Source organism: Streptomyces viridifaciens (assembly GCF_001888885.2).
Classification (GTDB): Bacteria; Actinomycetota; Actinomycetes; order Streptomycetales; family Streptomycetaceae; genus Kitasatospora; species Kitasatospora aureofaciens.
This window is the reverse complement of the sequence record NZ_CP090841.1, coordinates 6,849,440-6,868,863: the sequence shown is the minus strand read 5'-3', so window position 1 is coordinate 6,868,863 and position 19,424 is coordinate 6,849,440. Positions and strand designations below refer to the sequence as shown.

General features: G+C 75.0%; 22 protein-coding genes. 10 read left to right on the top strand and 12 right to left on the bottom strand.

Translation table 11 applies throughout. The features are described 5' to 3' along the window. Positions 1-10 precede the first annotated feature (10 nt). Complete coding sequence (locus tag BOQ63_RS37930) at positions 11-1,036, bottom strand: DUF5937 family protein (protein ID WP_223886160.1); 1,026 nt, start codon at positions 1,034-1,036, stop codon at positions 11-13. 48 nt (positions 1,037-1,084) lie between these two features. Between BOQ63_RS37930 and BOQ63_RS37925 the strand changes: the two genes are divergently transcribed. Together BOQ63_RS37925 and BOQ63_RS37920 are read left to right on the top strand one after the other, a co-directional pair. Next, entirely contained in the window at positions 1,085-2,002 is a 918-nt protein-coding gene (locus BOQ63_RS37925) for an oxidoreductase (protein WP_094742855.1), read from the top strand. Positions 2,003-2,102: 100 nt separating this feature from the next. After that, a complete protein-coding gene (locus BOQ63_RS37920) occupies positions 2,103-2,744 on the top strand; it encodes a histidine phosphatase family protein (protein ID WP_072655800.1) in 642 nt (213 codons plus the stop codon). A 112-nt stretch (positions 2,745-2,856) separates the two neighbouring features. Here the strand turns inward: BOQ63_RS37920 and BOQ63_RS37915 are convergent, their stop codons facing one another. From BOQ63_RS37915 to BOQ63_RS37905, 3 genes are read right to left on the bottom strand one after another with little or no spacing between them, the layout of a single operon-like run. Beyond that, positions 2,857-3,504: a class I SAM-dependent methyltransferase gene (locus tag BOQ63_RS37915; protein ID WP_223886159.1), complete on the bottom strand. Its 648-nt coding sequence runs from the start codon at positions 3,502-3,504 to the stop codon at positions 2,857-2,859. Beyond that, complete coding sequence (locus tag BOQ63_RS37910) at positions 3,501-4,007, bottom strand: hypothetical protein (protein ID WP_141763794.1); 507 nt, start codon at positions 4,005-4,007, stop codon at positions 3,501-3,503. The genes BOQ63_RS37915 and BOQ63_RS37910 overlap by 4 nt, the downstream gene beginning before the upstream one ends. Positions 4,008-4,046: 39 nt before the next feature. Continuing rightward, positions 4,047-4,277 carry a hypothetical protein gene (locus BOQ63_RS37905; RefSeq protein WP_030278635.1) on the bottom strand — a complete coding sequence of 77 codons (231 nt, stop codon included), beginning with the start codon at positions 4,275-4,277 and terminating at the stop codon, positions 4,047-4,049. A gap of 283 nt (positions 4,278-4,560) precedes the next feature. Here BOQ63_RS37905 and BOQ63_RS37900 point away from each other — a divergent pair, with 283 nt between their 5' ends. Further along, positions 4,561-5,022 (top strand): hypothetical protein, encoded by a 462-nt coding sequence (locus BOQ63_RS37900; protein ID WP_030278637.1) that lies wholly within the window; start codon positions 4,561-4,563, stop codon positions 5,020-5,022. A gap of 140 nt (positions 5,023-5,162) precedes the next feature. On the opposite strand, the gene BOQ63_RS37895 is transcribed toward BOQ63_RS37900, so the two are convergent. The 3 genes from BOQ63_RS37895 to BOQ63_RS37885 all read right to left on the bottom strand — a co-directional run bounded on the left by BOQ63_RS37895 (position 5,163) and on the right by BOQ63_RS37885 (position 9,981). Then, entirely contained in the window at positions 5,163-7,283 is a 2,121-nt protein-coding gene (locus BOQ63_RS37895) for an acyltransferase family protein (protein WP_223886158.1), read from the bottom strand. A gap of 122 nt (positions 7,284-7,405) precedes the next feature. Then, positions 7,406-9,202 (bottom strand): glycosyltransferase family 2 protein, encoded by a 1,797-nt coding sequence (locus BOQ63_RS37890; protein WP_078866994.1) that lies wholly within the window; start codon positions 9,200-9,202, stop codon positions 7,406-7,408. 209 nt (positions 9,203-9,411) lie between these two features. Continuing rightward, complete coding sequence (locus BOQ63_RS37885; RefSeq protein ID WP_072655796.1) at positions 9,412-9,981, bottom strand: GNAT family N-acetyltransferase; 570 nt, start codon at positions 9,979-9,981, stop codon at positions 9,412-9,414. Between the two features lie 329 nt (positions 9,982-10,310). On the opposite strand from BOQ63_RS37885, the gene BOQ63_RS37880 reads away from it, so the two are divergent. Then, positions 10,311-11,414 carry a carboxylate-amine ligase gene (locus tag BOQ63_RS37880; RefSeq protein WP_030550599.1) on the top strand — a complete coding sequence of 368 codons (1,104 nt, stop codon included), beginning with the start codon at positions 10,311-10,313 and terminating at the stop codon, positions 11,412-11,414. Between the two features lie 83 nt (positions 11,415-11,497). Here the strand turns inward: BOQ63_RS37880 and BOQ63_RS37875 are convergent, their stop codons facing one another. The 4 genes from BOQ63_RS37875 to BOQ63_RS37860 all read right to left on the bottom strand — a co-directional run bounded on the left by BOQ63_RS37875 (position 11,498) and on the right by BOQ63_RS37860 (position 13,931). Next, positions 11,498-11,797, bottom strand: coding sequence for a hypothetical protein (locus BOQ63_RS37875; protein ID WP_043480473.1), 300 nt, complete (start codon positions 11,795-11,797; stop codon positions 11,498-11,500). Positions 11,798-12,124: 327 nt separating this feature from the next. Continuing rightward, positions 12,125-12,496, bottom strand: a complete 372-nt coding sequence (locus BOQ63_RS37870; RefSeq protein WP_072655795.1) for a hypothetical protein — start codon at positions 12,494-12,496, stop codon at positions 12,125-12,127. A gap of 88 nt (positions 12,497-12,584) precedes the next feature. After that, positions 12,585-13,214 carry a maleylpyruvate isomerase N-terminal domain-containing protein gene (locus BOQ63_RS37865; protein WP_030278651.1) on the bottom strand — a complete coding sequence of 210 codons (630 nt, stop codon included), beginning with the start codon at positions 13,212-13,214 and terminating at the stop codon, positions 12,585-12,587. A gap of 90 nt (positions 13,215-13,304) precedes the next feature. After that, entirely contained in the window at positions 13,305-13,931 is a 627-nt protein-coding gene (locus tag BOQ63_RS37860) for a TetR/AcrR family transcriptional regulator (RefSeq protein WP_030550601.1), read from the bottom strand. Positions 13,932-14,124: 193 nt separating this feature from the next. Between BOQ63_RS37860 and BOQ63_RS37855 the strand changes: the two genes are divergently transcribed. From BOQ63_RS37855 to BOQ63_RS37845, 3 genes are read left to right on the top strand one after another with little or no spacing between them, the layout of a single operon-like run. Continuing rightward, positions 14,125-14,883, top strand: coding sequence for an SDR family oxidoreductase (locus BOQ63_RS37855; protein WP_072655794.1), 759 nt, complete (start codon positions 14,125-14,127; stop codon positions 14,881-14,883). Next, the gene (locus BOQ63_RS37850; protein ID WP_030278657.1) at positions 14,880-15,671 is read left to right on the top strand and encodes an SDR family NAD(P)-dependent oxidoreductase; all 792 of its coding nucleotides are present in this window, start codon (positions 14,880-14,882) and stop codon (positions 15,669-15,671) included. The genes BOQ63_RS37855 and BOQ63_RS37850 overlap by 4 nt, the downstream gene beginning before the upstream one ends. Continuing rightward, on the top strand, positions 15,668-16,639 hold the full coding sequence (locus BOQ63_RS37845; protein ID WP_030278660.1) for an NADPH:quinone oxidoreductase family protein: 972 nt from the start codon (positions 15,668-15,670) through the stop codon (positions 16,637-16,639). Before BOQ63_RS37850 ends, BOQ63_RS37845 begins: the two co-directional genes overlap by 4 nt. Here the strand turns inward: BOQ63_RS37845 and BOQ63_RS37840 are convergent. Then, the gene (locus BOQ63_RS37840) at positions 16,628-17,458 is read right to left on the bottom strand and encodes an NAD(P)H-binding protein (protein WP_150476277.1); all 831 of its coding nucleotides are present in this window, start codon (positions 17,456-17,458) and stop codon (positions 16,628-16,630) included. The genes BOQ63_RS37845 and BOQ63_RS37840 overlap by 12 nt on opposite strands. A 79-nt stretch (positions 17,459-17,537) precedes the next feature. Here BOQ63_RS37840 and BOQ63_RS37835 point away from each other — a divergent pair, with 79 nt between their 5' ends. The 3 genes from BOQ63_RS37835 to BOQ63_RS37825 all read left to right on the top strand — a co-directional run bounded on the left by BOQ63_RS37835 (position 17,538) and on the right by BOQ63_RS37825 (position 19,315). After that, entirely contained in the window at positions 17,538-17,951 is a 414-nt protein-coding gene (locus tag BOQ63_RS37835) for a winged helix-turn-helix transcriptional regulator (protein WP_030278663.1), read from the top strand. A gap of 84 nt (positions 17,952-18,035) precedes the next feature. After that, the gene (locus BOQ63_RS37830) at positions 18,036-18,674 is read left to right on the top strand and encodes an RNA polymerase sigma factor (RefSeq protein ID WP_078938471.1); all 639 of its coding nucleotides are present in this window, start codon (positions 18,036-18,038) and stop codon (positions 18,672-18,674) included. Beyond that, positions 18,671-19,315, top strand: coding sequence for a hypothetical protein (locus BOQ63_RS37825; protein WP_030278668.1), 645 nt, complete (start codon positions 18,671-18,673; stop codon positions 19,313-19,315). Before BOQ63_RS37830 ends, BOQ63_RS37825 begins: the two co-directional genes overlap by 4 nt. Positions 19,316-19,424 lie beyond the last annotated feature (109 nt).

Here is a 19,424-nt window from a genome sequence, read left to right as displayed (position 1 = left end):
CTAGCGGGCGTCAGTTCCCCGGGTTCAGCAGTGCCTCCGCCGCGGCCGTCCGGGCGTACAGCACCCAGCGGCCCGCGCGGTGGGCGCTCACCAGGCGCGCGTCGCGCAGCGCCGTCAGGTACTGGGAGACGGCCGAGGGCGACAGCCCGGTGCGGCGGGCGAGTTCGGTGGTCGCGGCGGGGGCAGCGAGTTCGGCGAGCAGCAGGGCGCGGGAGCGGCCGAGCACCGCCGCGAGCGCCGCCGATCCGGGGGCCGGCGCCGCGGCCGTGTGCCACAGGCCGCCGATCCCCCGGGCCGGGTAGGCGAGTTGGGGCGGGCCCGGTGGGGCGATCAGCGTGTACAGACCGGGCCCGGTGAACGCGGAGGGGATCAGCAGCAGGCCCGGCCCGGCCGTCCCCCGCGGCATCGGGCGGGAGCGGCGGCTCAGCCGCAGGGCGTCTCCCGCCCACCGCAGTTCGGCGTGGAGGTCGTTCAGCACCCGCTCGGCGCCGTGCTCGGCCGCCTGCCGCGCCCGGTGCAGCACGTCCGCGTCGAGCACCGCGCGGATCCTCGCCCAGTACGGCGCGAGGGCCAGCTCCCAGTACGCCTCGACCGCCTCGGCGAGGCGCGCCAGTCCGGCCTCCGGATCGGCGTGCAGAGCCCGCAGCCTCGGTCCGAGCGCGCCGCGTTCCGCCGCGAGCCGGTCGAGGTCGCGCCGGACCTGCCCGGCGGGCGTGGCCCGGATCGCGGCGAGTTCCTCGGCGAGGGTCGGCGCGGGCCCGGCCGGGGCCGGGTTGATGAAGTCGGGCACGTAGCCGGTGGGCGGCACGAGCTCGGCGAGCAGTCCGAAGGCCGGGCCGAGCGCCGTCAGCCGGGGCCGCACCTGCTCCGCCCAGGGGCCGTGGACGGCGTGCGGGAGCCCCGCGCGCAGCAGCCGCAGGCTCGGTCCGACCTCCCACATCGGCGCGACCGCGAACCGCATCCGCGCCAGGTCACCGGCCGTGAACAGCAGCTCCGCCAACGCCCACCCCTCGGCCGTCCCATCGGATTCGCGCATTCGCGAATCAGTGGCGGTCAGGTTAGTCCAGAAGCGATCATGACCGACATGACTTCCGACACCACCGTGACCACTGTGACCGCCTCCGCCTCCGGCACCTGGAAGCTCGGCGACCGCACCGTCCACCGGATCGGCTTCGGCGCGATGCGCCTGCCGCAGACCGGCCCGGCGCTGATGCCCGACGCCGTGCCGCGCGACCGCGAGCAGGCCCTGCGGGTGCTGCGCCGCGCCGTCGAACTGGGCGTCAACCACATCGACACCGCCGCCTTCTACTTCTCCCCGCTGCGCTCCGCCAACGAGCTGATCAACCGCGCCCTCGCCCCCTACGCCGACGACCTGGTGATCGCCACCAAGGTCGGCCCCGCCCGCGGCCCCGACGGCCAGTGGACCGAGCACGCCCGCACCCCGGCCGGGCTGCGCGCCCAGGTCGAGGAGAACCTGCGCCAACTCGGCCGCGACCACCTCGACCTGGTCAACCTGCGCATCCTCGGCACCGACTCGATCGCCGAACGCTTCGGCGCGCTCGCCGAGTTGCAGCAGGCCGGCCTGATCCGCCGGCTCGGACTGTCCAACATCCACCCCCACCAGCTCGCCGAGGCCCGGACCATCGCCCCGGTCACCTGCGTGCAGAACCCGTACGGCATCGGCGCCTCCGCCGCCCAGGACGAACTGCTGCGGCTCTGCGGCGAGCAGGGCATCGCCTTCGTCCCCTTCTACGCCATCGCGGGCGACGGCCGGCAGGGCGGCGCCGGCGCGACCGAACCCGCCCAGGTCCAGGCGGTGGCCGAGGCCCGCGGGATCAGCACCGCCCAGGTCCGGCTCGCCTGGACGCTGCACCGCGGCCCGCACGTCCTCGCCATCCCGGGCACCGGCGACGTGGCGCACCTGGAGGACAACATCGCCGCGGGCGCGGTGCGGCTGACGGCGGAGGAACTCGCCCTCCTGGACCAGGCCCACACCGGCTGACGGAACCGGAAGCCGCTCCGAAGGCGTCGCTGAGGGACACCAACCCCGAAGATCACCGAAGATCCCTGAAGATCAACGAAGAGTCGAGGAGCCCCCCAGCATGCCCGGCACCGCCACCCGCTACCTCTACCTCGCCCGCCACGGCGAGGCCACCTCGGACGGCCCGGACGGCCCGGACGGCGGGGGACTCACCGCCGCCGGACGCCGCCAGGCCGTCCTGCTCGGCCGCCGCCTGGCGGACCGCCCGATCACGGCGGTGCACCACGGGCCGCTCCCCCGGGCCGCGCAGACCGCCCGGCTCATCGGGGAGCAGCTGCGCGGGGCGGCGGTGTCGGCCTGCGAGGAGGCCGACGACTACGTCCCCTGCCTGCCCGCGGCCGACGAACTTCCCACCGACAGCGCGGAGTTCCTGCTGCAGTTCCTGTCCGGCGCCTCGGCGGAGGAGCTCGCCCGGGGTCCGGAGCTGGCCCGCCGGGCCGTCGAACGGTTCACCGGGCCGGTCCCGGGCGGCGAGGAGCGGCACGAACTGGTCGTCACCCACGCCTTCCTGGTCGGCTGGCTGGTCCGCCACACCCTGGACGCACCCAGGTGGCGCTGGCTCGGCCTCAACGCCGCCAACGCGGCCCTCACAGTCCTGCGCTTCACCCCCGGGCGCCCCTCCTCCGTCCTCCTGCTGAACGACCAGGGCCACCTGCCCGAGGACCTGCGCTGGACGGGCTTCCCGCCCGAACTGCGGATCTGATGCCGCGCTCTCGGAAACGCCTCGACCGACCGCGGAGGATGCGGCAGCGATCACCCCATGGCCAACGGCGGCCCCGGCTCCTGCCGGGGACGCCGGTCAGTGCCGCCGCCGGTCACTGCCCGCGGCCGAAGACCAGTTCCGTCCAGCTGACGCCCTCCCGACCGTGCAGGTCGGGGCGGGCGCCGCGGTGGAGCAGTCGGAGGCCGCGGGCCCGCGCCAGGGCGATGGTGTGCTCGGGCGGCAGGTCGAACATCCGGCGGCCGGGCGGGACGGGGCCGTGGCGGAGAGTGAGGGCCAGGCGGCCGCCGGGGGCGAGCAGGCGGCCCAGGGCGTCCATGGCGGGCGGGCCTTCGGCAGGGGTGAGGTGCATCCACACCGCCGTGAGCAGGATGAGGTCGAAGCGCTCACCCTCGGCGCTCAGCCGGGGCAGCGCGGGCAGCGCGTCCGCCACCCACCGGATGTCCGCGTCCGGGTGCAGGCGCCGGCCCACGGCCCGCAGTTCGGGCGTCGGTTCGGCGGCCACCACCCGGTGGCCGAGGGCCGCGAGAGCCGCCGCGTCGCGTCCGGTGCCGGCGCCGACGTCCAGGACGGCGGCGGGCGCGGCCGGGTAGAGGTGCAGGAGCGAGTGGTGGACCTCGGTGAAGGCCACGCTCTCGTACTGGACGGCGAGTTGCTCCGCCGCCTCGCCGTAACCGGCGGTGCCGGCCGTGCCCGCGGCACTCATGGCGTCCGCGGCACTCGTGGCGTCCGCGGCGCTCATCGGACCGTCCCCGCCGACTCCCGGACGACCACCGCGTCCCCGGCCGCGGCCGCGCCCGCGAAGAAGTCCCGCAGTTCGCGCAGGTCGTTGACGACGCGGGTGGCCCAGGTCTCCGACCAGGGCGGCGCGGAGTCGAGTTGGGCGACCCGCCGGGCGAGCACGGTGTTCTGCTGACGGACGAGTTCGCCGAGCGCCGAGCCGCGCAGGAAGGCGGAGGCGGCGGCGACCTGTTCGGGGCGCAGCACCAGCATCTCGGCCCCGGCCGCCGGGCGGGCACCGCCGTAGACGGGCAGTCGGGCGGCCGGGTCGGGATGCAGTCCGTTCTCGGTGAGCGCGAGCTCCATCAGGGCGGCGGTCTGCCGCACCCCGAGGGCGAGTCCGTCGGCGGCCAGCCGGTCGTACCGGTGGTCGCGGCTCCGGGGCACCAGTTCGCCGAGCTCCTCGGGCGAACAGGTGTCCACGGCCCGACCCGGCAGGCGACACCAGAAGTGATCCACGCTCACCCGGAAAGCGTAGCGAACGGCGGCACGGTGATCGGTGGATCAGGCCTCTCCGGGGTGCCAGGCCGGCCATTCCCAGGGGCGGTCGGCCCAGTGCACCTTGGCCGGGTCACGCGGGTCGAGGCCGGGGAAGAGCTGGTGGATCCGGGGTTCGAACTCCTCGGGGGCGAGCGGTTCCCAGCCGTGCCCCTCGAAATGGACGAGACGGTAGCGGCTGTCGGTCCGGAACTCGGCCACCTCGATCAGGTGTGCGGTCGTGCTGTTGGTCTCCATGACCCCCAGCATGTGGCGCGGTGGCAATCCCCGCCCGTCCAGACCCCTCTTCCGGGTCATGTCCCGGCGTCCGCGCGCTCGTTGAGCACGGAAAGGTACGGCGGGGGCGCGCTGGAAGGACGAGCAGATGACTGGGCAGCCCACCGGAGGACAGTGGCAGTGGCCGTCGAACGCCTGGCAGCCGCCACCGGTCCCTGTTCCGCCCCAGGCGGGGCCGCCACGGACGGGCCCGCCGGTGGCTCCGCCGCCGGAGCCGCCGCGCCGTTCGCGGAAGGTGTGGGCGGTGGCGGCGGGCGGGACGCTCGCGGTGCTGGCGGCGGTCCTGGTGATGTGCGGTCCGGGCTCGGGTGACGACGTGCGGGTGGTGGCCCTGCCGGACGCCTCGCCCTCCGCCACCCCGTCGGACGTGCTGACGGACGGCACGCCCGCGCCGTCCCCGCTGCCGTCCCCCACCAGCGCCGAGAGCGCTGTGGCGAGCATCGGTGCCCCGGCCACTTCGGCGGCCACTCCGGCGGCCGCCCCGGCCGGGCCGGAGCACGCCGACGGCCGGCACCCGAGCCCCAGTGCCCACCCCAGGTCGGGCCGCACCCCGCACCCCAGCCCCGGCACCCGCCCGACGTCGGGCGGCGGAGCCCAGACCGTCCCCTCCCTCGGCCCGGGCAGCATCTGCGACCAGGCCGAACGCATCGGCCGCTGGCCGGCCGGCTCCCAGCAGGGCCGCCTCTGCCGCGAGTTCTACGGCTGATTCCGGGCGGGGGGCGTCGGACCTCAACGGTGCGACGCGTACAGGGACTTACTCGAATGCAGCTGCCGGTTGCGGGGCCCGTCCCCTCCGGAGCCGCCCCGCCCACGCACCGGGGCAGCTCCCTCATCCGCGGGGACCGGTCACGGCGCGCCCAGCAGTCCCTTGTCCAGCCGGGGCGCCAGCACCTGGGCGAGGGTGTCCGTGATGTGCCCGGTGTCCCGGTAGAGCACCACGCCCTCCAGCACCGCCGGGCAGCTCGGGCCGCTGCCCGGGCAGAGCAGCGGCCCGAGGTCGAGCGTCCGGACGCCGTAGCGGGCCGCGAGGCCGCCGTCGAGCATCGGGTCGGGCTCGAAGGCGGTGTCGCGGGGGAAGAAGCATGCGTCGGAGCGGCCGTCGGAGGCGGCCAGGCAGGTGGGGATGTCCTTGCCCGGCATCGGGGTGTCGCCGAGGTAGGCGAGCGGGGCGCCGAGCGCGGCGAGCCGGTCCAGGGTCCGGGTCCAGCCGACGGTCCGCTCCTCCTGGCCGCCGTAGCGGTTGAGCCCGGCCATCAGGACCAGCCGGGGTTCGGGGCCGGAGGTGAGCCGGGTGAGGGTGTCCTCGCGCCAGCGGTCGCATTCGTCGTAGGTGCGGCCGAGGACGTCGTTGCGCACGGTCAGGGTGGCCAGCGGGCAGCCGGGCTTGACCAGGACCTCCAGCGCCCAGTGCCGCTGTTCGGCCATCTTCAGCCCGGCCGAGATCCACTGTCCGGCGTGCGAGTCGCCGAGCAGCACGATCCGGTCGGGGCTGTTCTCGTCGCCGAAGAGGCAGCGTGGGCTGCTGTCGGCGTTGAGCGGGATCTCGCAGCCCTTGCCGGGCGGGAAGTCCTCCCGGGCCCGGGCGAGCGAGGGGGTGAGGCCGAGCACCCGGGTGCCGGCCGCGAGCAGGGTGGGCCCGTCGACGGCTCCGGCGGGTGCGGCGGTCGGGGTGTTCGTGGCGCCGCCGAGCGCGCGGACGGTGCCGCCGCCGAGGGTGAGGGCGGCGATCAGCGGGATGACCAGGGCACTGGCGCCGACGGCGAGGCCGCGCCGGGGTGCCGGGCTGCTGCCGTACCGCAGCGGCTGCTCGACGAGGCGCAGGGTGAGCCAGGCGGGCAGCGCACTGGCCGCGGTCAGGGCGAGCAGCACCGTCCAGGGCAGCTGGCCGTAGCGGGCCTGGGCGATGATCAGCACCGGCCAGTGCCACAGGTACCAGGCGTACGAGAGGCGCCCGGCGGCACGCAGCGGGCGGGTGGCGAGCAGTCCGCCGACGAGACGGTCGGAGGGGCCCGCGAGCAGCACGGCGGCGGTGCCGAGGACGGGCAGCAGCGCGGCCGCGCCCGGGAAGGGGGTGGTGCGGTCGTAGAGGAGGATCGACCCGAGCACGGCTGCCAGGCCCGCCCAGCCGAGCGGCCGCAGCGTCCGGGTGACGGCGCGCCCCGGCGTGCGGGTGGCGAGGGCGCTGCTCAGCAGGGCCGCGCACGCCCCGGCGGCGAACTCCCAGAGTCGGCTGCCGGTGGAGAAGTAGGCGAGCGGCGCCGAGGCCGCGGTCCAGCGCAGGCACAGGGCCAGCGAGGTGCCGCCGACGGCCAGGGTGGCGAGGGTGATCGCCAGGGAGCGGCGCCGCCCGTGCAGGTAGCGGGCGAGGCCGAGCAGGAGGACGCCCCAGAACAGGTAGAACTGGTTCTCCACACCGAGGGACCAGAAGTGCTGGAGCGGGCTGGGGTCGCGTTCGGCGGCCAGGTAGTCGGTCTGCTGGCCGACGAAGCGCCAGTTGGCGTACTGGCCGGCGGCGGCGATCAGGTCGCGGGCGAGGTCGGTGCCGCGCAGCGGGTCGAGCAGGGCGCCGCCAGCGGCGGCGGTGGCGACCAGCACGGTGGCGGCCGCGGGCAGGATGCGCCGGGCACGGCGGGCGGCGAAGTCCCAGAGGCCGAGCGGGCGGCCGGTGAGCAGGCCGGTGATCAGGAAGCCGGAGATGACGAAGAAGATGTCGACGCCGACGTAACCCCCGGTCGGGCCGGGGACCGCCGCGTGGAAGGCGAGGACGGAGAGCACGGCGATCCCGCGCAGTCCCTCGATGTCGGGGCGGAAGGTGCTGCGGCGGCGGGGCCCTCCCGTCGGCAGCACCTCGCCGGAGGCGGAGGCGGAGGCAGTGGGAACAGCGGCGGCCTGCCGGTCCACCCGGACGACTCCGGGCAGCAGTTCTTCGGAAGGCGTGGACGACGTCGGTGGTACGGCCGTGGACACGGCGGTGCTCCTTGCTGGGCAGGCAGCGGTGGTCGGGCCCGCCGGGCCGATGGGGCGGCCGGTCGGCGGGATCCGCGCCGGTGGGGCGACGCGCAAGGAAACGAGGCGGTGGGAGCAGACGGTCAGAAGAGCAGCGGATCGGCCCAGCCGGAGGCCAGCACCCCGCACAGCAGCAGTACGGCGGTGACGGCGACGGCCTCCGCCCGCCCGAAGCCGGGGCCGCAGCCGAGGTCCGAACCGAGGCCGGAGCCGAAGCCGTAACCGTGCTCGGAACCGTGGCCGGAGCCGAGGCCGGTACGGCGCCGCACCGGTGGGGCGACCTCCCCGGCGGTTCCCCGGCCCCCGCCGAGCAGCGGCCACAGGGCCCGGATCAGCGGGATCATGGTGTACGCGGTGAGCCCGAGCAGCGCGGCGAGCGCCCAGAACGGCCGCCAGCCGTACTCCAGCGCGGCGCGCACCAGGCCCGCGCTGCCCGCGAGGACGACCAGGCCGAGCCAGCCGACGCCGATCCGGGCGACGGACCGGGCCAGTGACGTCCCGCCCGAGACGGCGCCGGTGGGCACCCAGTCGGCGGAGCGGCGGCGCAGCGCGTGGCCGATGGCGACCACGTGGCAGAGCCCGCCGAGGAGTTGGACCCTGGTGACCTCGAAGCGCCAGCGGGTGCGGGACATCGCGGGCAGCAGCACGAGGGCGACCCAGATCGGCGGCAGGAAGGGGAGCACCTGCCAGGGCCGGATCTCCCCGGGTGCGAAGAACAGCATGATCAGCGCGGGCAGCGGTACGGCGAACACGTTCACCGCGCTGGTCAGGTAGCCGAGGATGCCGTTCCAGAAGCAGAGCCGGGCCGAGCGCGACAGCGGCCCCTTGCGGAAGTCCGGGTCGCGGACGAGGGCGAGCGAGCCGAGGCACCAGCGGTACTGCTGGCTGATGAAGGCGGGCAGGCCGGTGGGCGACATGCCCTTGGCGACCAGCGCGGGCACGTACCGGGTGCTCCATCCGACGTGGGCGAGGGCGAGACCGGTGTAGAGGTCCTCGCTGTGGTCGATCTCCGCGAAGCCGCCGATCCGCTGGAGGGCGGCGCGGCGGTAGAGCGCGTTGGTGCCGCAGCAGACGGTGCCGTCCTGGGCGTCCCGGGAGGGCTGGATCCAGCGGTAGAAGATCTCCTGGGTGGCTCCCGCGGCGCGTTCGAGCCAGGACATGTCGGCGTCGGTGTCGAAGCACTGCGGGCTCTGCACGATGCCGACCCCGGGGTTGTCGAGGTAGGGCACCAGGTGGTGCAGGAAGTCGGGGCGGGGGCAGAAGTCGGCGTCGAGCACGGCGACGATCTCGCCCTCGCCCGCGGCCAGGCCGTGGTTGAGGTTGCCGGCCTTCTTGAACCGGCCCCGGTCGGGGCGGGCGTGGTAGCGGAAGCCGTAGGACTCGGCGAGCCGGCACACCTCGGGGCGGTCGGCGTCGTCGAGGACCAGGACGGTGAGCTCACCGGGCCAGTGGACGGCGGCGGTGTGCCGGTAGGCGTTGTCGAGGACGGCCAGCGGCTCGCCCGCGGTGGGCAGCAGCAGGTCCACGCTCGGGTGGCGGGCGGGGTTCCAGGCGCGCAGCAGCAGGTCGTGCGAGTCGCGGGTGTAGCGGCGGGCGCGCTGGCCGTCGGCGAGCGAGAGCAGCCAGGTGGCGGCGTTGAGCAGGGTGAGCAGCAGGAACGGCCACAGCAGCGGCTTGCTCAGCGCGAACAGGCCGAGGGTGGCGGTGGCTCCCGCGTAGGAGAGGGTGGCGCACAGCAGCACCCATCGGCGCTGCGGGCCGAAGTACCAGTAGAGCTCCTCGTCGTCGGGCGGGCTCGGCAGGCGGAGGTCGGGGTCCGCGGCTGTCCGGCGCGGGCCGGTGTCGGGTGCTGGCACGGTGGTGCCATGGAGTACGGGCATGCGGAGACGGCCCCCCTGGGCGTCGGGCGGAACCTTGCCGTTCGACCCCAGCCTCTCACATTGGTCTGGACCAATTATGAACGAGGTGTGACAACTCCGCATCGCCCCAGCTCAGCCAGTTGACGTTGCGCCAGCGAGACGACGAACCATCAAACGATCAACGAACCGGGCGCGGCGCGAACCACGGCCCGCCCCCGGACCCGCCGCCCTCACACCCCCTTCAGCTCCTTGGTCAACAGCTCGAACCGAAGGTCCGGCCGACGCGGGACGCCGAAGCGCTCGTCGCCGTACGGGAAGGGGCTGTAGACGCCGGTACGGCGGAACCCGCGCCGCTCGTACCAGGCGATCAGGTCGCCGCGCTGCTCGACCACCTTCATCTCCAGCAGCCCGATACCCCACTCCTCCCTGGCCAGCCGCTCCGCCTCGGCCAGCACCACCCGGCCGATCCCGCCGCCCTGCAGCGTCGGGCGCACCGAGAACATGCCGAAGTAGGCGCGGTCCGGCCGCCGCTCCAGCTGGCAGCAGGCGACCAGTTCGCCGTCGCGCTCGACCAGCAGCACCACCCCGTCCGGATCCTGGACGGCCTCGGAAACGCTCGTCGCATCGGTACGCTGCCCGTCCAGCAGGTCCGCCTCGGTGGTCCAGCCGGCCTTGCTGGCCTCGCCCCGGTAGGCGGACTCGACCAGCTCGACCAGTGCCGGGACGTCGGCGAGGGTCGCGGTGCGGAAGACGGGCTCCCCGGCGGGTACGGCGCCGGGCCCGGTGGCGGTGTCGGACATGCCGCTGGTCCTTTCCTCGGAAAAGTCGACTTCCGGGGCATGGTGCCACAGGTCACCGAGTTCACGGTGTGGCGGCAGACACCTGGCGCAGCCGGCGGGCACATGGCCACCCTGCCTCCCGACCGGATCAACCACCGGACGACGCCGGGCCGTTGGGCCATCCACACCCGTACGCACACCCGCACCAGCCGAGAGCTCCCGAACTCCCTCTCGCAGCCGGAGGTTTCCGAGGGTGCCCCGGATCCGGTTCGCGTGCTCGGACCAGGTCACTCCGAAGCATCCCGCAGCTCCGGCCGTGTACGAGAAGCCGCCCGGGGTAGCCGAGCGGCATGCTGACACTCGGAGTCGAGGAAGAGTACCTGCTGGTCGATCCCCGCGACGGCATGCCACTGCCCCGGGCCGCCGAGGTCCTGGCCACCGCCTCACTGGCGCCCGCGCTGCGCCCCGCCGAGGCGCAGCACGAGCTGCTCCAGGTCCAGGTGGAGAGCGCGACGCCGGTCTGTGAGGACCTGGCGGGGGTGGCCCGCCACCTGGCCCGGGTACGCGCCGGGCTGAACGCGGCCGCGGCCCAGCACGGCTGCCGGGTCGTACCGGTCGGCTCGGCCCCGTTCGGGCCGCCGGGCCCGGTGCCGGTCACCGACGCCGAGCGTTACCGGCGGGCCCACCGGCAGGCACCCGCGCTGGTCGACGACCTGATGCTCAACGGCATGCACGTCCACGTCGGCGTCCGCGACGAGGAGGAGCGCCTGGGCGCCCTGGTGCGGCTGCGGCCCTGGCTGCCGGTGCTGATCGCGCTGAGCGCGAATTCGCCCTACTGGCGCGGCGCGGACACCCGTTTCGCCAGCTGGCGCACGGTCCAGTTCGACCAGTGGGCGGTCAGCGGGCCGCCGCCCGCCTTCCGCGACGCCGCGGACTACCGGCAGCGGGTGGCGGCACTGCGGACTGCCGGAGCGGTGGCCGACGCGGGGCAGCTGTACTGGCACGCCCGGCTGTCCGAGCGCTATCCGACCGTGGAGGTGCGGGCGGCGGACGTCCAGCTGACGGTCGCCGACGCCGAGCTGTTCGCCGGCCTGGTCCGGGCCCTGGTGACCACCGCTGTCCTTGAGGAGCGGCAGGGGCGCCCGCGCCCGCGGACCCCCGAGGAGCTGCTACGGGCCGCGACCTGGCACGCCGCCCGCACCGGGCTGCACGGGCAGCTGGTCTCCCCCGCCGACGGCACCGCCCGCCCGGCCGCCGCCGTGGTCGAGGAGCTGCGCGCCTACCTCGCCCCGGGCCTGGAAGCGGCCGGCGACACCGGCCGGGTGGCCGAGCTGTGGCGGGAGTTCGACCGCACGGGCAACGGCGCGGACCGCCAGCGGCGCTGGTACCGCGAGCAGGGCTGGGCCGGACTGGCAGAGCACCTGGTGGGCTCCACCGTCACCGTCACGCCCTGAGGGGCCGGTCGGCCCGCCCGGAGGGAGTCCGCGGGGCGCTGCCGCTCATCCGGGCGGGCCGGCCTCCTCCGGTCGGGACCTGTTCAGGACGGGCTGCGCCGGACCGGGCCAGCGTCGGGTTGGTCCTCGTCGTCGGAGGGGTGGATCTCCTGCTGCTCGTCCGGGTCGATCTCGACGCCTTCCAACGGGGAGCCGGAACCCGTGCCGTGGTCGGGCTGGTAGCCCTCCCGTGCGGATGCGGTGCCGGGGACGGTGCGCTCGCGCGGCTGCGCCTCCGCGCCGCTGGATCCGCCCACCCCTCCCGGGCCGACGGGCGATTCCTGCTCCTTCTGGTCTGGGTCCTGCCGGTCCCTACGGTCGTCGTCCGGTCGTTCGCTGCTCATGACGCTCACCTCGGTGCGTAGCCGCCGGTACCCGCTCACGGGCCGGGGCGCTCGGGATCGGGACGGCCCCGCCACGAGGCCGCCGACCCGCCTTCACTCCGCGCGTACCCGCTCCGTCCGGGCGAAACAACCGAGCCCCGTCGGAGCGGGCACTTCACGGCCCGAGGACGGATGGACGCGACATCATGTCCGTCACCTCCCTCGCCGTCGAGGACTGGTGGCAGGACCGCCCGCTGCGCCTGTCCAGCGTCGCGCAGTGGAACGCGACTGGTTCGGTCAGCCGTCGGCAGCGTTCCACCGTCGCCGCTCCTCGACGCGGGGTACGGCTCAGCGCGGGTCGATCAGCTCCGGGGCGTACACCGTGCCCAGCGGCTCCGGCCCCACGTACTGCTGGCAGTTGCACTGCCCGGCCTCGTAGCGCACCGGGCGGCGGTCGGCGTCCCAGGCGGTGGGCGTCTCGACCACCTCGTGGCAGCGGCCCTGCTTGTCGTGCTTGGCCAGGTGGTGGGTGCAGCCGCAGACCGGCTCGGGCGGCCGGTTGGCCGCGTCCAGGGCCAGGCGCTGCTGGTGCTGGGCCTCGAGCAGTTCGAGCTTGCGCTCGTGCCGCTCCTTCACGTCCCGCCGCACCCGGTTGGCGATCGATCCGCCCCCGTAGAGGACGGCGGGCACCAGCCACCACAGGTTCCACAACGAGTCCATCGACGCCCCCACCCATCCCGTTCTGTCTGGTGCAGATCATACGACTGACCAGCTCAGACGGTTGACCGGGAGCTCCCGCCCCCAGGCCTCAGCGGATGATCGGCAGCACCGGCTCCGAACCGCGCCCCGCCGCCGCCTCGATGAAGGCCACCGGGTCCGCGGCCTCGGCCAGCAGTCCGCGGGTGAAGTGCAGCGCCCCCTCCACGGGCGCCGGTCCGCCGACGGCGGCGATCAGGTCGAGCAGGTGGACGGTGGCCTCCATCAGCGCCAACTCGCCGAGCGCCCCCACCGTCACCTTCCCGAGCAGCTGGTGCGCCACCACGGTGTCGGGCGCGAGGTCCGCGATCGCGGCCAGGGCGGCCGGGCCCTCGGTGCCGAACCGGGCGATCAGCACGGCGGGTTCGGTCGCCTTGGCGGCCTCCTTGGCCATCTCGGCGATCTGCCCGGCGGCGGTGTGGGCCAGCCCGCCCGGCTGGTTGAACACCCGCAGGATCTCCGCCCCGCCGGTCAGCCCGGCCGGGCCCTCGACCACGGCCTCGCGCAGCTCGGAGAACTGCCCCGGCGCCGGTGCCACGTGCGCGTAGAGGTCCCGGACGGTCCACTCGGACAGCCGGGTGGGCCGGTCCCAGTCCTCCGCGCTCAGGGTCGCGCCGCGCTCCGCCCAGGACATCCAGACCTCGGCCAACAGCTCGCTCACACGGTCGTTCTGATCGGCCATCAGTACCTCCTCGAACCAAAGTCCACCGGAGCCACCACGCTACCCGTCCTCACCGACCGAGCCGCCCGCACCCCCTCCGCACGCCGGAGGTCAGACCCGGGCGCCGAGCATCCGCAGCACCAAGTCGCCGTAACGGCGGCCGAGTTCCTCCGGCGTCTCGGAGGAGCGCTCGGTGTACCAGCGGGAGACGTCGATGCCCAGCGAGGTCACTGCGCGGGCAGCCGTGCGCACCTCCGCGACCTCGAACTCCCCGGCCGCCGCGCCTGCCTCGATCAGCGCGCTGACCTCGCGCTCGATGTCCAGGCGCAGCGCCGCGACGACGGCGTAGGCGTCCTCGGGCAGCGCGTGCAGCTCGTAGTTGACCACCCGGCCGACGGTACGGGCCCGGGCGTGCCAGGCGGTGAACTGCTCGACCATCCGGCGCATCCGCTGCGCCGGGCCGCCGTCCCCGGCCGCCGCCGCCCGCACCAGCGCGAGCGTGGCGGTGTGCCCGGCCTGGCTGATCTCGGCGAGCAGGGCGGCCTTGGACTGGTAGTGGATGTACAGCGCGGCGGGGCTCATTCCGGCCGCGGTGGCGATGTCCCGGGTGGTGGTGGCGTGGAAGCCGCGCTCCGCGAACGACTCGACGGCCGCCTGGAGCAGCCGGTACGCCGCCTCGGGGCGGGTGTCGGCGCCGGGCAGGGTCGGCCAGAGGTCGGCGATCGGCGTGCTGGTCATGGCGCCATCCTCCCAGAGGATTCGTACGGGCTTTCCCGTCGGCCGTCCGTCGTGGTCCGGCGGACTGTTGACAGGCTGCCGCACCGACACCATGCTGAGCAAGCGCTTAGTCAGTCCAGCCGCCCGGTCAGCCCACGCCGACCCGGTCGGCAGTCTCGAACTCAAGACCCTCGCGGGAAAGGCAGGACCCTCCGTGGTGCACTCCTTCAAGGGCCGGGTGGCCGTCGTGACCGGATCGAGCCGCGGCATCGGCCTCGGCATCGCGCGCGAACTGGTCGGGCGCGGCGCCAAGGTCTGCCTCACCGCCCGCAACGCCGAGCCGCTCGCCGAGGCCGTCCGCGACCTCGGCGGTCCGGAGAACGCGATCGCCGTCGCGGGCAAGGCCGACGACCCGGCCCACCAGGAGGAGGCCGTCGCCCGCACCCTGGAGGCCTTCGGCCGGCTCGACCACCTGGTCAACAACACCGGCATCAACCCGGCGTACGGGCCGGTCCTGGAGACCGAGGAGGCCGCCGCCGCCAAGATCATGGCCGTCAACGTGCTCGGCCCGCTGGCCTGGACCCGCCGGGCACACGCCGCCTGGATGGGCGAGCACGGCGGCTCGGTCGTCAACGTCGCCTCGATCGCCGGCATCCGCGCCTCCCTCGGGATCGGCATGTACGGCGTCAGCAAGGCCGCGCTGATACGGCTCACCACCGAACTCGGCGCCGAGCTGGGCCCGCAGGGCATCCGGGTCAACGCCGTCGCCCCGGCCGTGGTGAAGACCAAGTTCGCCGAGGCGCTGTACGAGGGCCGCGAGGAGAAGGTCGCCAAGGCCTACCCGCTGGGCCGGCTCGGCGTCCCGGAGGACATCGCCGGGGCGGTCGCCTTCCTGCTCTCCCCGGCGGCCGACTGGATCACCGGCCAGACCCTGGTGGTGGACGGCGGAGTCACCCTCGGCGGTGGCCTGTGAGCGAGCACGGCGCCTTCGAGGGCCAGGGCGTAGTGGTGACCGGCGCCGGCCGGGGCATCGGCGCCGCGCTGGCCCGGGCCTTCGCCGCGTCCGGCGCCCGGGTGGTGGTCAACGACCTGGACGCCGGGGCCGCCCGCGCCGTCGCCGAGGACTGCGGCGGCGTCGCACTGCCCGGGGACGCCGCCTCCGCCACCGGTCTGGCCGCCCTGGTCGGCCGGGCCCGCGCGGAACTCGGCGAGATCGACGTGTGGTGCGCCAACGCGGGCGTCGCCCCGGTCGGCGGCGCCGACGCGCCCGCCACGGCCTGGGCGAGCGCCTGGGAGGTCAACGTGCTGGCCCACGTCCGGGCCGCCGAACTGCTGCTCCCCCACTGGCTCGAGCGCGGCCAGGGCCGCTTCCTGGCCACCGTCTCCGCCGCCGGGCTGCTCACCATGCTCGGCTCGGCGCCGTACGCCGTCAGCAAGCACGGCGCACTCGCCTTCGCCGAGTGGCTGTCCGCCACCTACCAACACCGGGGCGTCAAGGTGCACGCGCTGTGCCCGCAGGGCGTGCGCACCGACATGCTGGCCTCCACCGGCGCGGTCGGCGAGGCGCTGCTCGCGCCGACCGCGCTGGAGCCGGAGGTCGTCGCCGGAGCGGCGCTCGACGCGCTGCGGGAGGACCGCTTCCTGATCCTGCCGCACCCCGAGACCGCCGAGTACTACCGCGTCCGGGCCACCGACCCGGACCGCTGGATCGCCGGGATGAACCGGCTCCAGCAGGGACTGGAGAGGAGCGAGGTGCTGTGAGGGCCTGGCAGGTGGGTGAGCTCGGCGAGCCGGCCGCGGTGATGCGGCTGGCCGACGACGTGGCACGGCCGGTGCCCGGCCCGGGGCAGCTGCTGGTGCGGGTCCGGGCCGCGGCGGTGAACTTCCCGGACGCGCTGATGGTGCGCGGGCAGTACCAGGTCCGTCCGCCGCTGCCGTTCACCCCCGGGGTGGAGCTGTGCGGCGAGGTCGCGGACGGCGCCCGGCGGGGCGAGCGGCTGATCGGCAACCCGGTGCTGCCGCACGGCGCCTTCGCCGAGTACGCGCTGCTGGACGCCGCGGCCGCGTTCCCGGCGCCCGAAGCGCTGGACGACGCCGAGGCGGCGGCGCTGCACATCGGCTACCAGACGGCCTGGTTCGCCCTGCACCGCCGGGCCCGGCTGCGGGCCGGGGAGACCCTGCTGGTGCACGCGGCGGCCGGCGGGGTCGGCAGCGCGGCCGTCCAGCTCGGCCGGGCCGCCGGGGCCCGGGTGGTCGCCGTGGTCGGCGGCCCGGCCAAGGCGGAGACGGCCCGTGCCCTCGGTGCCGACCTCGTGGTCGACCGGACGGCCGGGGACTTCGTCGCCGCCGTCAAGGAGTTCACCGGCGGGCGCGGCGCCGACGTGGTCTTCGACCCGGTCGGCGGTGACGCCTACACCGGCTCCACCAGGTGCGTGGCCTTCGAGGGCCGGATCGTGGTGGTGGGCTTCGCCGCCGGGCAGATCCCGGCGCCCGCGCTCAACCACGCCCTGGTGAAGAACTACGCGATCCTCGGCCTGCACTGGGGCCTCTATAACACCCACGACCCGCGCGCCGTCCGGGCCGCCCACGACGAGCTGACCAAGCTCGCCGAGCAGGGCGTGGTCCGGCCGCTGGTCAGCGCCCGGGTGCCGCTGGCCGGGGCGGCCGAGGCCGTCCAGCTGGTCGCCGACGGGCGCAGCACGGGCCGGATCGCGGTGCTAGCCGACTGACGCCGGCCCGGCGATGACCTCCAGGGCCGGGCGGGGCGGGCGGCCGAGCAGGGCCGCCAGATCGCCCGGCCCGCCCGGCCCGGCCAGGAAGCCGTGGGCGATCGCCGAGTAGGTGCCCAGCACCATCGGCACCTGGAAGTCGAGGGCGTCCGAGGCCGCCACCGCCGCCCGGGCGTCGGTGAGCCGGCCCGGGCGGTACTCGGCGCCCAGCACCTCGGCCACCTCCGCGCCGCCCACCGCCCGCTCCCCCACCAGCTCGTACGTCCGGCCGGCGTGCCGCGCGGGTGCCAGGGCGACGTTCACCGCCACCTCGGCGAGGTCGGCCCGGGCCACCGCCGCCAGCCGACCGGTGCCCAGCGGCGCGGTGATCACCCCGTCCGGGCCGGGAGCGGCGATCCCGGCCAGCAGCTCCGCGTAGAGGCCGTTGCGCAGCACCGTCCAGCGCAGGGTGCCGGACTCGCGCAGCCGCCGCTCGGTCCAGCGGTGCGCCAGCGCGTAGGGCAGGTGGTCGCCGTCGCCGGACAGGCTGGTATAGACCACGTGCTCGACGCCGGCCTTCTCTGCGGCCTCGATCGCCGCGCCGTGCCGGGCGGTCACCACGTCGTCCTCGGCGGCGCCCGCCGAGATCAGCAGCAGCGTCCGGACGCCCTCGAAGGCCGCGGCCAGGGTCTCCGGCCGGTCGAAGTCCACCAGCCGGGCGGGCAGTTCGGCCCGGACCCGCTCGGGTGTCCGGCTCCCGGCGACGACGTCCGCACGGCCGGCGAGGCGCTCCAGGACGAGGGCGCCGAGCCCTCCGTTGACACCGGTGACGAGCAGCATGTTTCTCCTTCGGACGGCTGGTCGCTGAGGACGTGACCATCCTCGGTAGCCTGGGCCTCCGGCGTAAGGAGGCACTTCCATGTCAGTAGGGCACACCGCGGTAACCACCCGCCGGCCGGTGGTCTGGTGCGACGACGGCGTCGACTGCGGCATCCGCGACCTGCTGAACCGCCTCGGCGACCGCTGGTCGGTCCTGGCCGTCGTCGAACTCGCCCAGGGCGTACGGCGGTTCCGCGAGCTGCAGCGCGCCCTGCCGGGGATCTCGCAGCGGATGCTGACCCTGACGGTGCGCCGCCTGGAGCGCGACGGCCTGGTCTCCAGGACCGTCCACCCGACCGTCCCCCCGCAGGTGGAGTACGAGCTGACCCCGCTCGGCCACAGCCTCACCCACCTGGTGCGGGCGATGGTCGACTGGTCCTACTCCCACCACGACGCGATCGTCACCTCCCGCCGGGAGTGGGACGAGGCCAACCCGGGCTCGGAGATCCGCTGACCGGGCACGGCCCGTGTAACGCCCCGGACGGCCCGAGCCAAGTAGTGGCGTAAGGCAGTGCTCGCCGTTCCAAGGAGTTCACCCGTGTCAGCGGAGCACCCGATAGCACCACCCTCGCGTGACCCGGCGGCCTTCGCCGTCTTCTACCAGCAACAGTTCGACGCCGTGCTCGGATTCGTCACCCGGCGCACCGACAGCGTGCACCTGGCGGCCGATCTGACGGCCGACATCTTCCTCACGGCGCTGGAGCAGGCCGACAACTACGACGCCCGCCGCGGCACGCCGGCCGCCTGGCTGTACGGCATCGCCCGCAACGTCGTGGCCTCGCACTTCCGCGGCAGTGCCCGCGAGTTCAGGGCGGTGGCCAGGATCGCCGGCCAGCGGATGCTGGACGACCAGGACGTGTCCGCGATCGAGGAACGCATCGACGCGGCCCGGGAGGCCCGGGCGCTGGCGGCGCGGCACGCCGCCCTGTCGGAGCCGCTGCGCGCGGTGCTGGACCTGGTGACCGTCGACGGGCTGGCCGTCCGCGAGACCGCCAAGGCGCTGGGCATCACCGCCGCCACCGCCCGGGTGCGACTGCACCGGGCCCGCAAGGCGCTGCAGAAGGCCGCCCCGCCGACCGGCACACCCGGCAGCACCGACAGCACCGCCACCCGGGGCACCCCGGAGACCCACGACACCGCCGGCACGTCCGTGAACCTTCTGGAGGTTGCCCCGTGACCACGCCCGCCCACTTCCGGCAGCAGCTCGCCGACGAACTCACCGCCCGTGCCGCCGACCTGCCCGCCGCGGCCGCCCCGGTCCGGGTCCGGCCGCGCCACACCCGCAGGGTGGTGGTGACCGGCTTCGGGCTGGCCGCGGCCGTCACTGCGGTCGTCCTGGTACCGCACACCGGCGCCACCCCCGCGACCCCCGCGGCTCCTGCGGCTCCCTCGGGCCCGTCGGCTCCCGTACCGTCTGCCACCGCTGTGCGGCTCAGCACCGCCTCCTACACGGTGACCCCCAACAAGGACGGCACCGTCTCCTTCCAGCTGATGGGCGCCGAATGGTCCGGGCTCCAGGAGGCGCTGCGCTCCGTGGGAGTGCCGGCCCTGGTCATGAAGCCCTCGGCGTCCTGCCGCACCTCGGTGGCCACCAATAGCAACGGACTGGAGGAGGTGATGTCGCTGGACCCCGCCAACGGCCGCATCGCCGTCCTTCATCCGGCCGCCATCCCGCCCGGTGAGAGCCTGCTTCTGCTCAACACCGTCCCCGAGGGATCGCTCCACCCGGCCACGGTCGGAAGCCTGGACATCTCGCTGACCAAGGAGACTCCCAGCTGCTTCCCGCTCTCCCAGACCAACGTGGTCGGCGTGGGCTGAACACCCTGAGCTGGGGCCGCCCCGGCTCGGCGGGGTCGGACGCACCGTCGGCAAGCCGGTGCGCACCGCCCACCGACGCCGGGCCGGGCCGGGCCGGGCCGGGCCGGTT

Coding starts and splice junctions, on each gene's coding strand:
- BOQ63_RS37890 (WP_078866994.1), bottom strand. CDS start 9,202: ATGCCCGTACTCCATGGCACCACCGTGCCAGCACCCGACACCGGCCCG.
- BOQ63_RS37835 (WP_030278663.1), top strand. CDS start 17,538: ATGTCAGTAGGGCACACCGCGGTAACCACCCGCCGGCCGGTGGTCTGG.
- BOQ63_RS37920 (WP_072655800.1), top strand. CDS start 2,103: ATGCCCGGCACCGCCACCCGCTACCTCTACCTCGCCCGCCACGGCGAG.
- BOQ63_RS37930 (WP_223886160.1), bottom strand. CDS start 1,036: ATGCGCGAATCCGATGGGACGGCCGAGGGGTGGGCGTTGGCGGAGCTG.
- BOQ63_RS37840 (WP_150476277.1), bottom strand. CDS start 17,458: ATGCTGCTCGTCACCGGTGTCAACGGAGGGCTCGGCGCCCTCGTCCTG.
- BOQ63_RS37865 (WP_030278651.1), bottom strand. CDS start 13,214: ATGGCCGATCAGAACGACCGTGTGAGCGAGCTGTTGGCCGAGGTCTGG.
- BOQ63_RS37915 (WP_223886159.1), bottom strand. CDS start 3,504: ATGAGCGCCGCGGACGCCACGAGTGCCGCGGACGCCATGAGTGCCGCG.
- BOQ63_RS37870 (WP_072655795.1), bottom strand. CDS start 12,496: ATGGACTCGTTGTGGAACCTGTGGTGGCTGGTGCCCGCCGTCCTCTAC.
- BOQ63_RS37905 (WP_030278635.1), bottom strand. CDS start 4,277: ATGGAGACCAACAGCACGACCGCACACCTGATCGAGGTGGCCGAGTTC.
- BOQ63_RS37880 (WP_030550599.1), top strand. CDS start 10,311: ATGCTGACACTCGGAGTCGAGGAAGAGTACCTGCTGGTCGATCCCCGC.
- BOQ63_RS37925 (WP_094742855.1), top strand. CDS start 1,085: ATGACTTCCGACACCACCGTGACCACTGTGACCGCCTCCGCCTCCGGC.
- BOQ63_RS37875 (WP_043480473.1), bottom strand. CDS start 11,797: ATGAGCAGCGAACGACCGGACGACGACCGTAGGGACCGGCAGGACCCA.
- BOQ63_RS37885 (WP_072655796.1), bottom strand. CDS start 9,981: ATGTCCGACACCGCCACCGGGCCCGGCGCCGTACCCGCCGGGGAGCCC.
- BOQ63_RS37860 (WP_030550601.1), bottom strand. CDS start 13,931: ATGACCAGCACGCCGATCGCCGACCTCTGGCCGACCCTGCCCGGCGCC.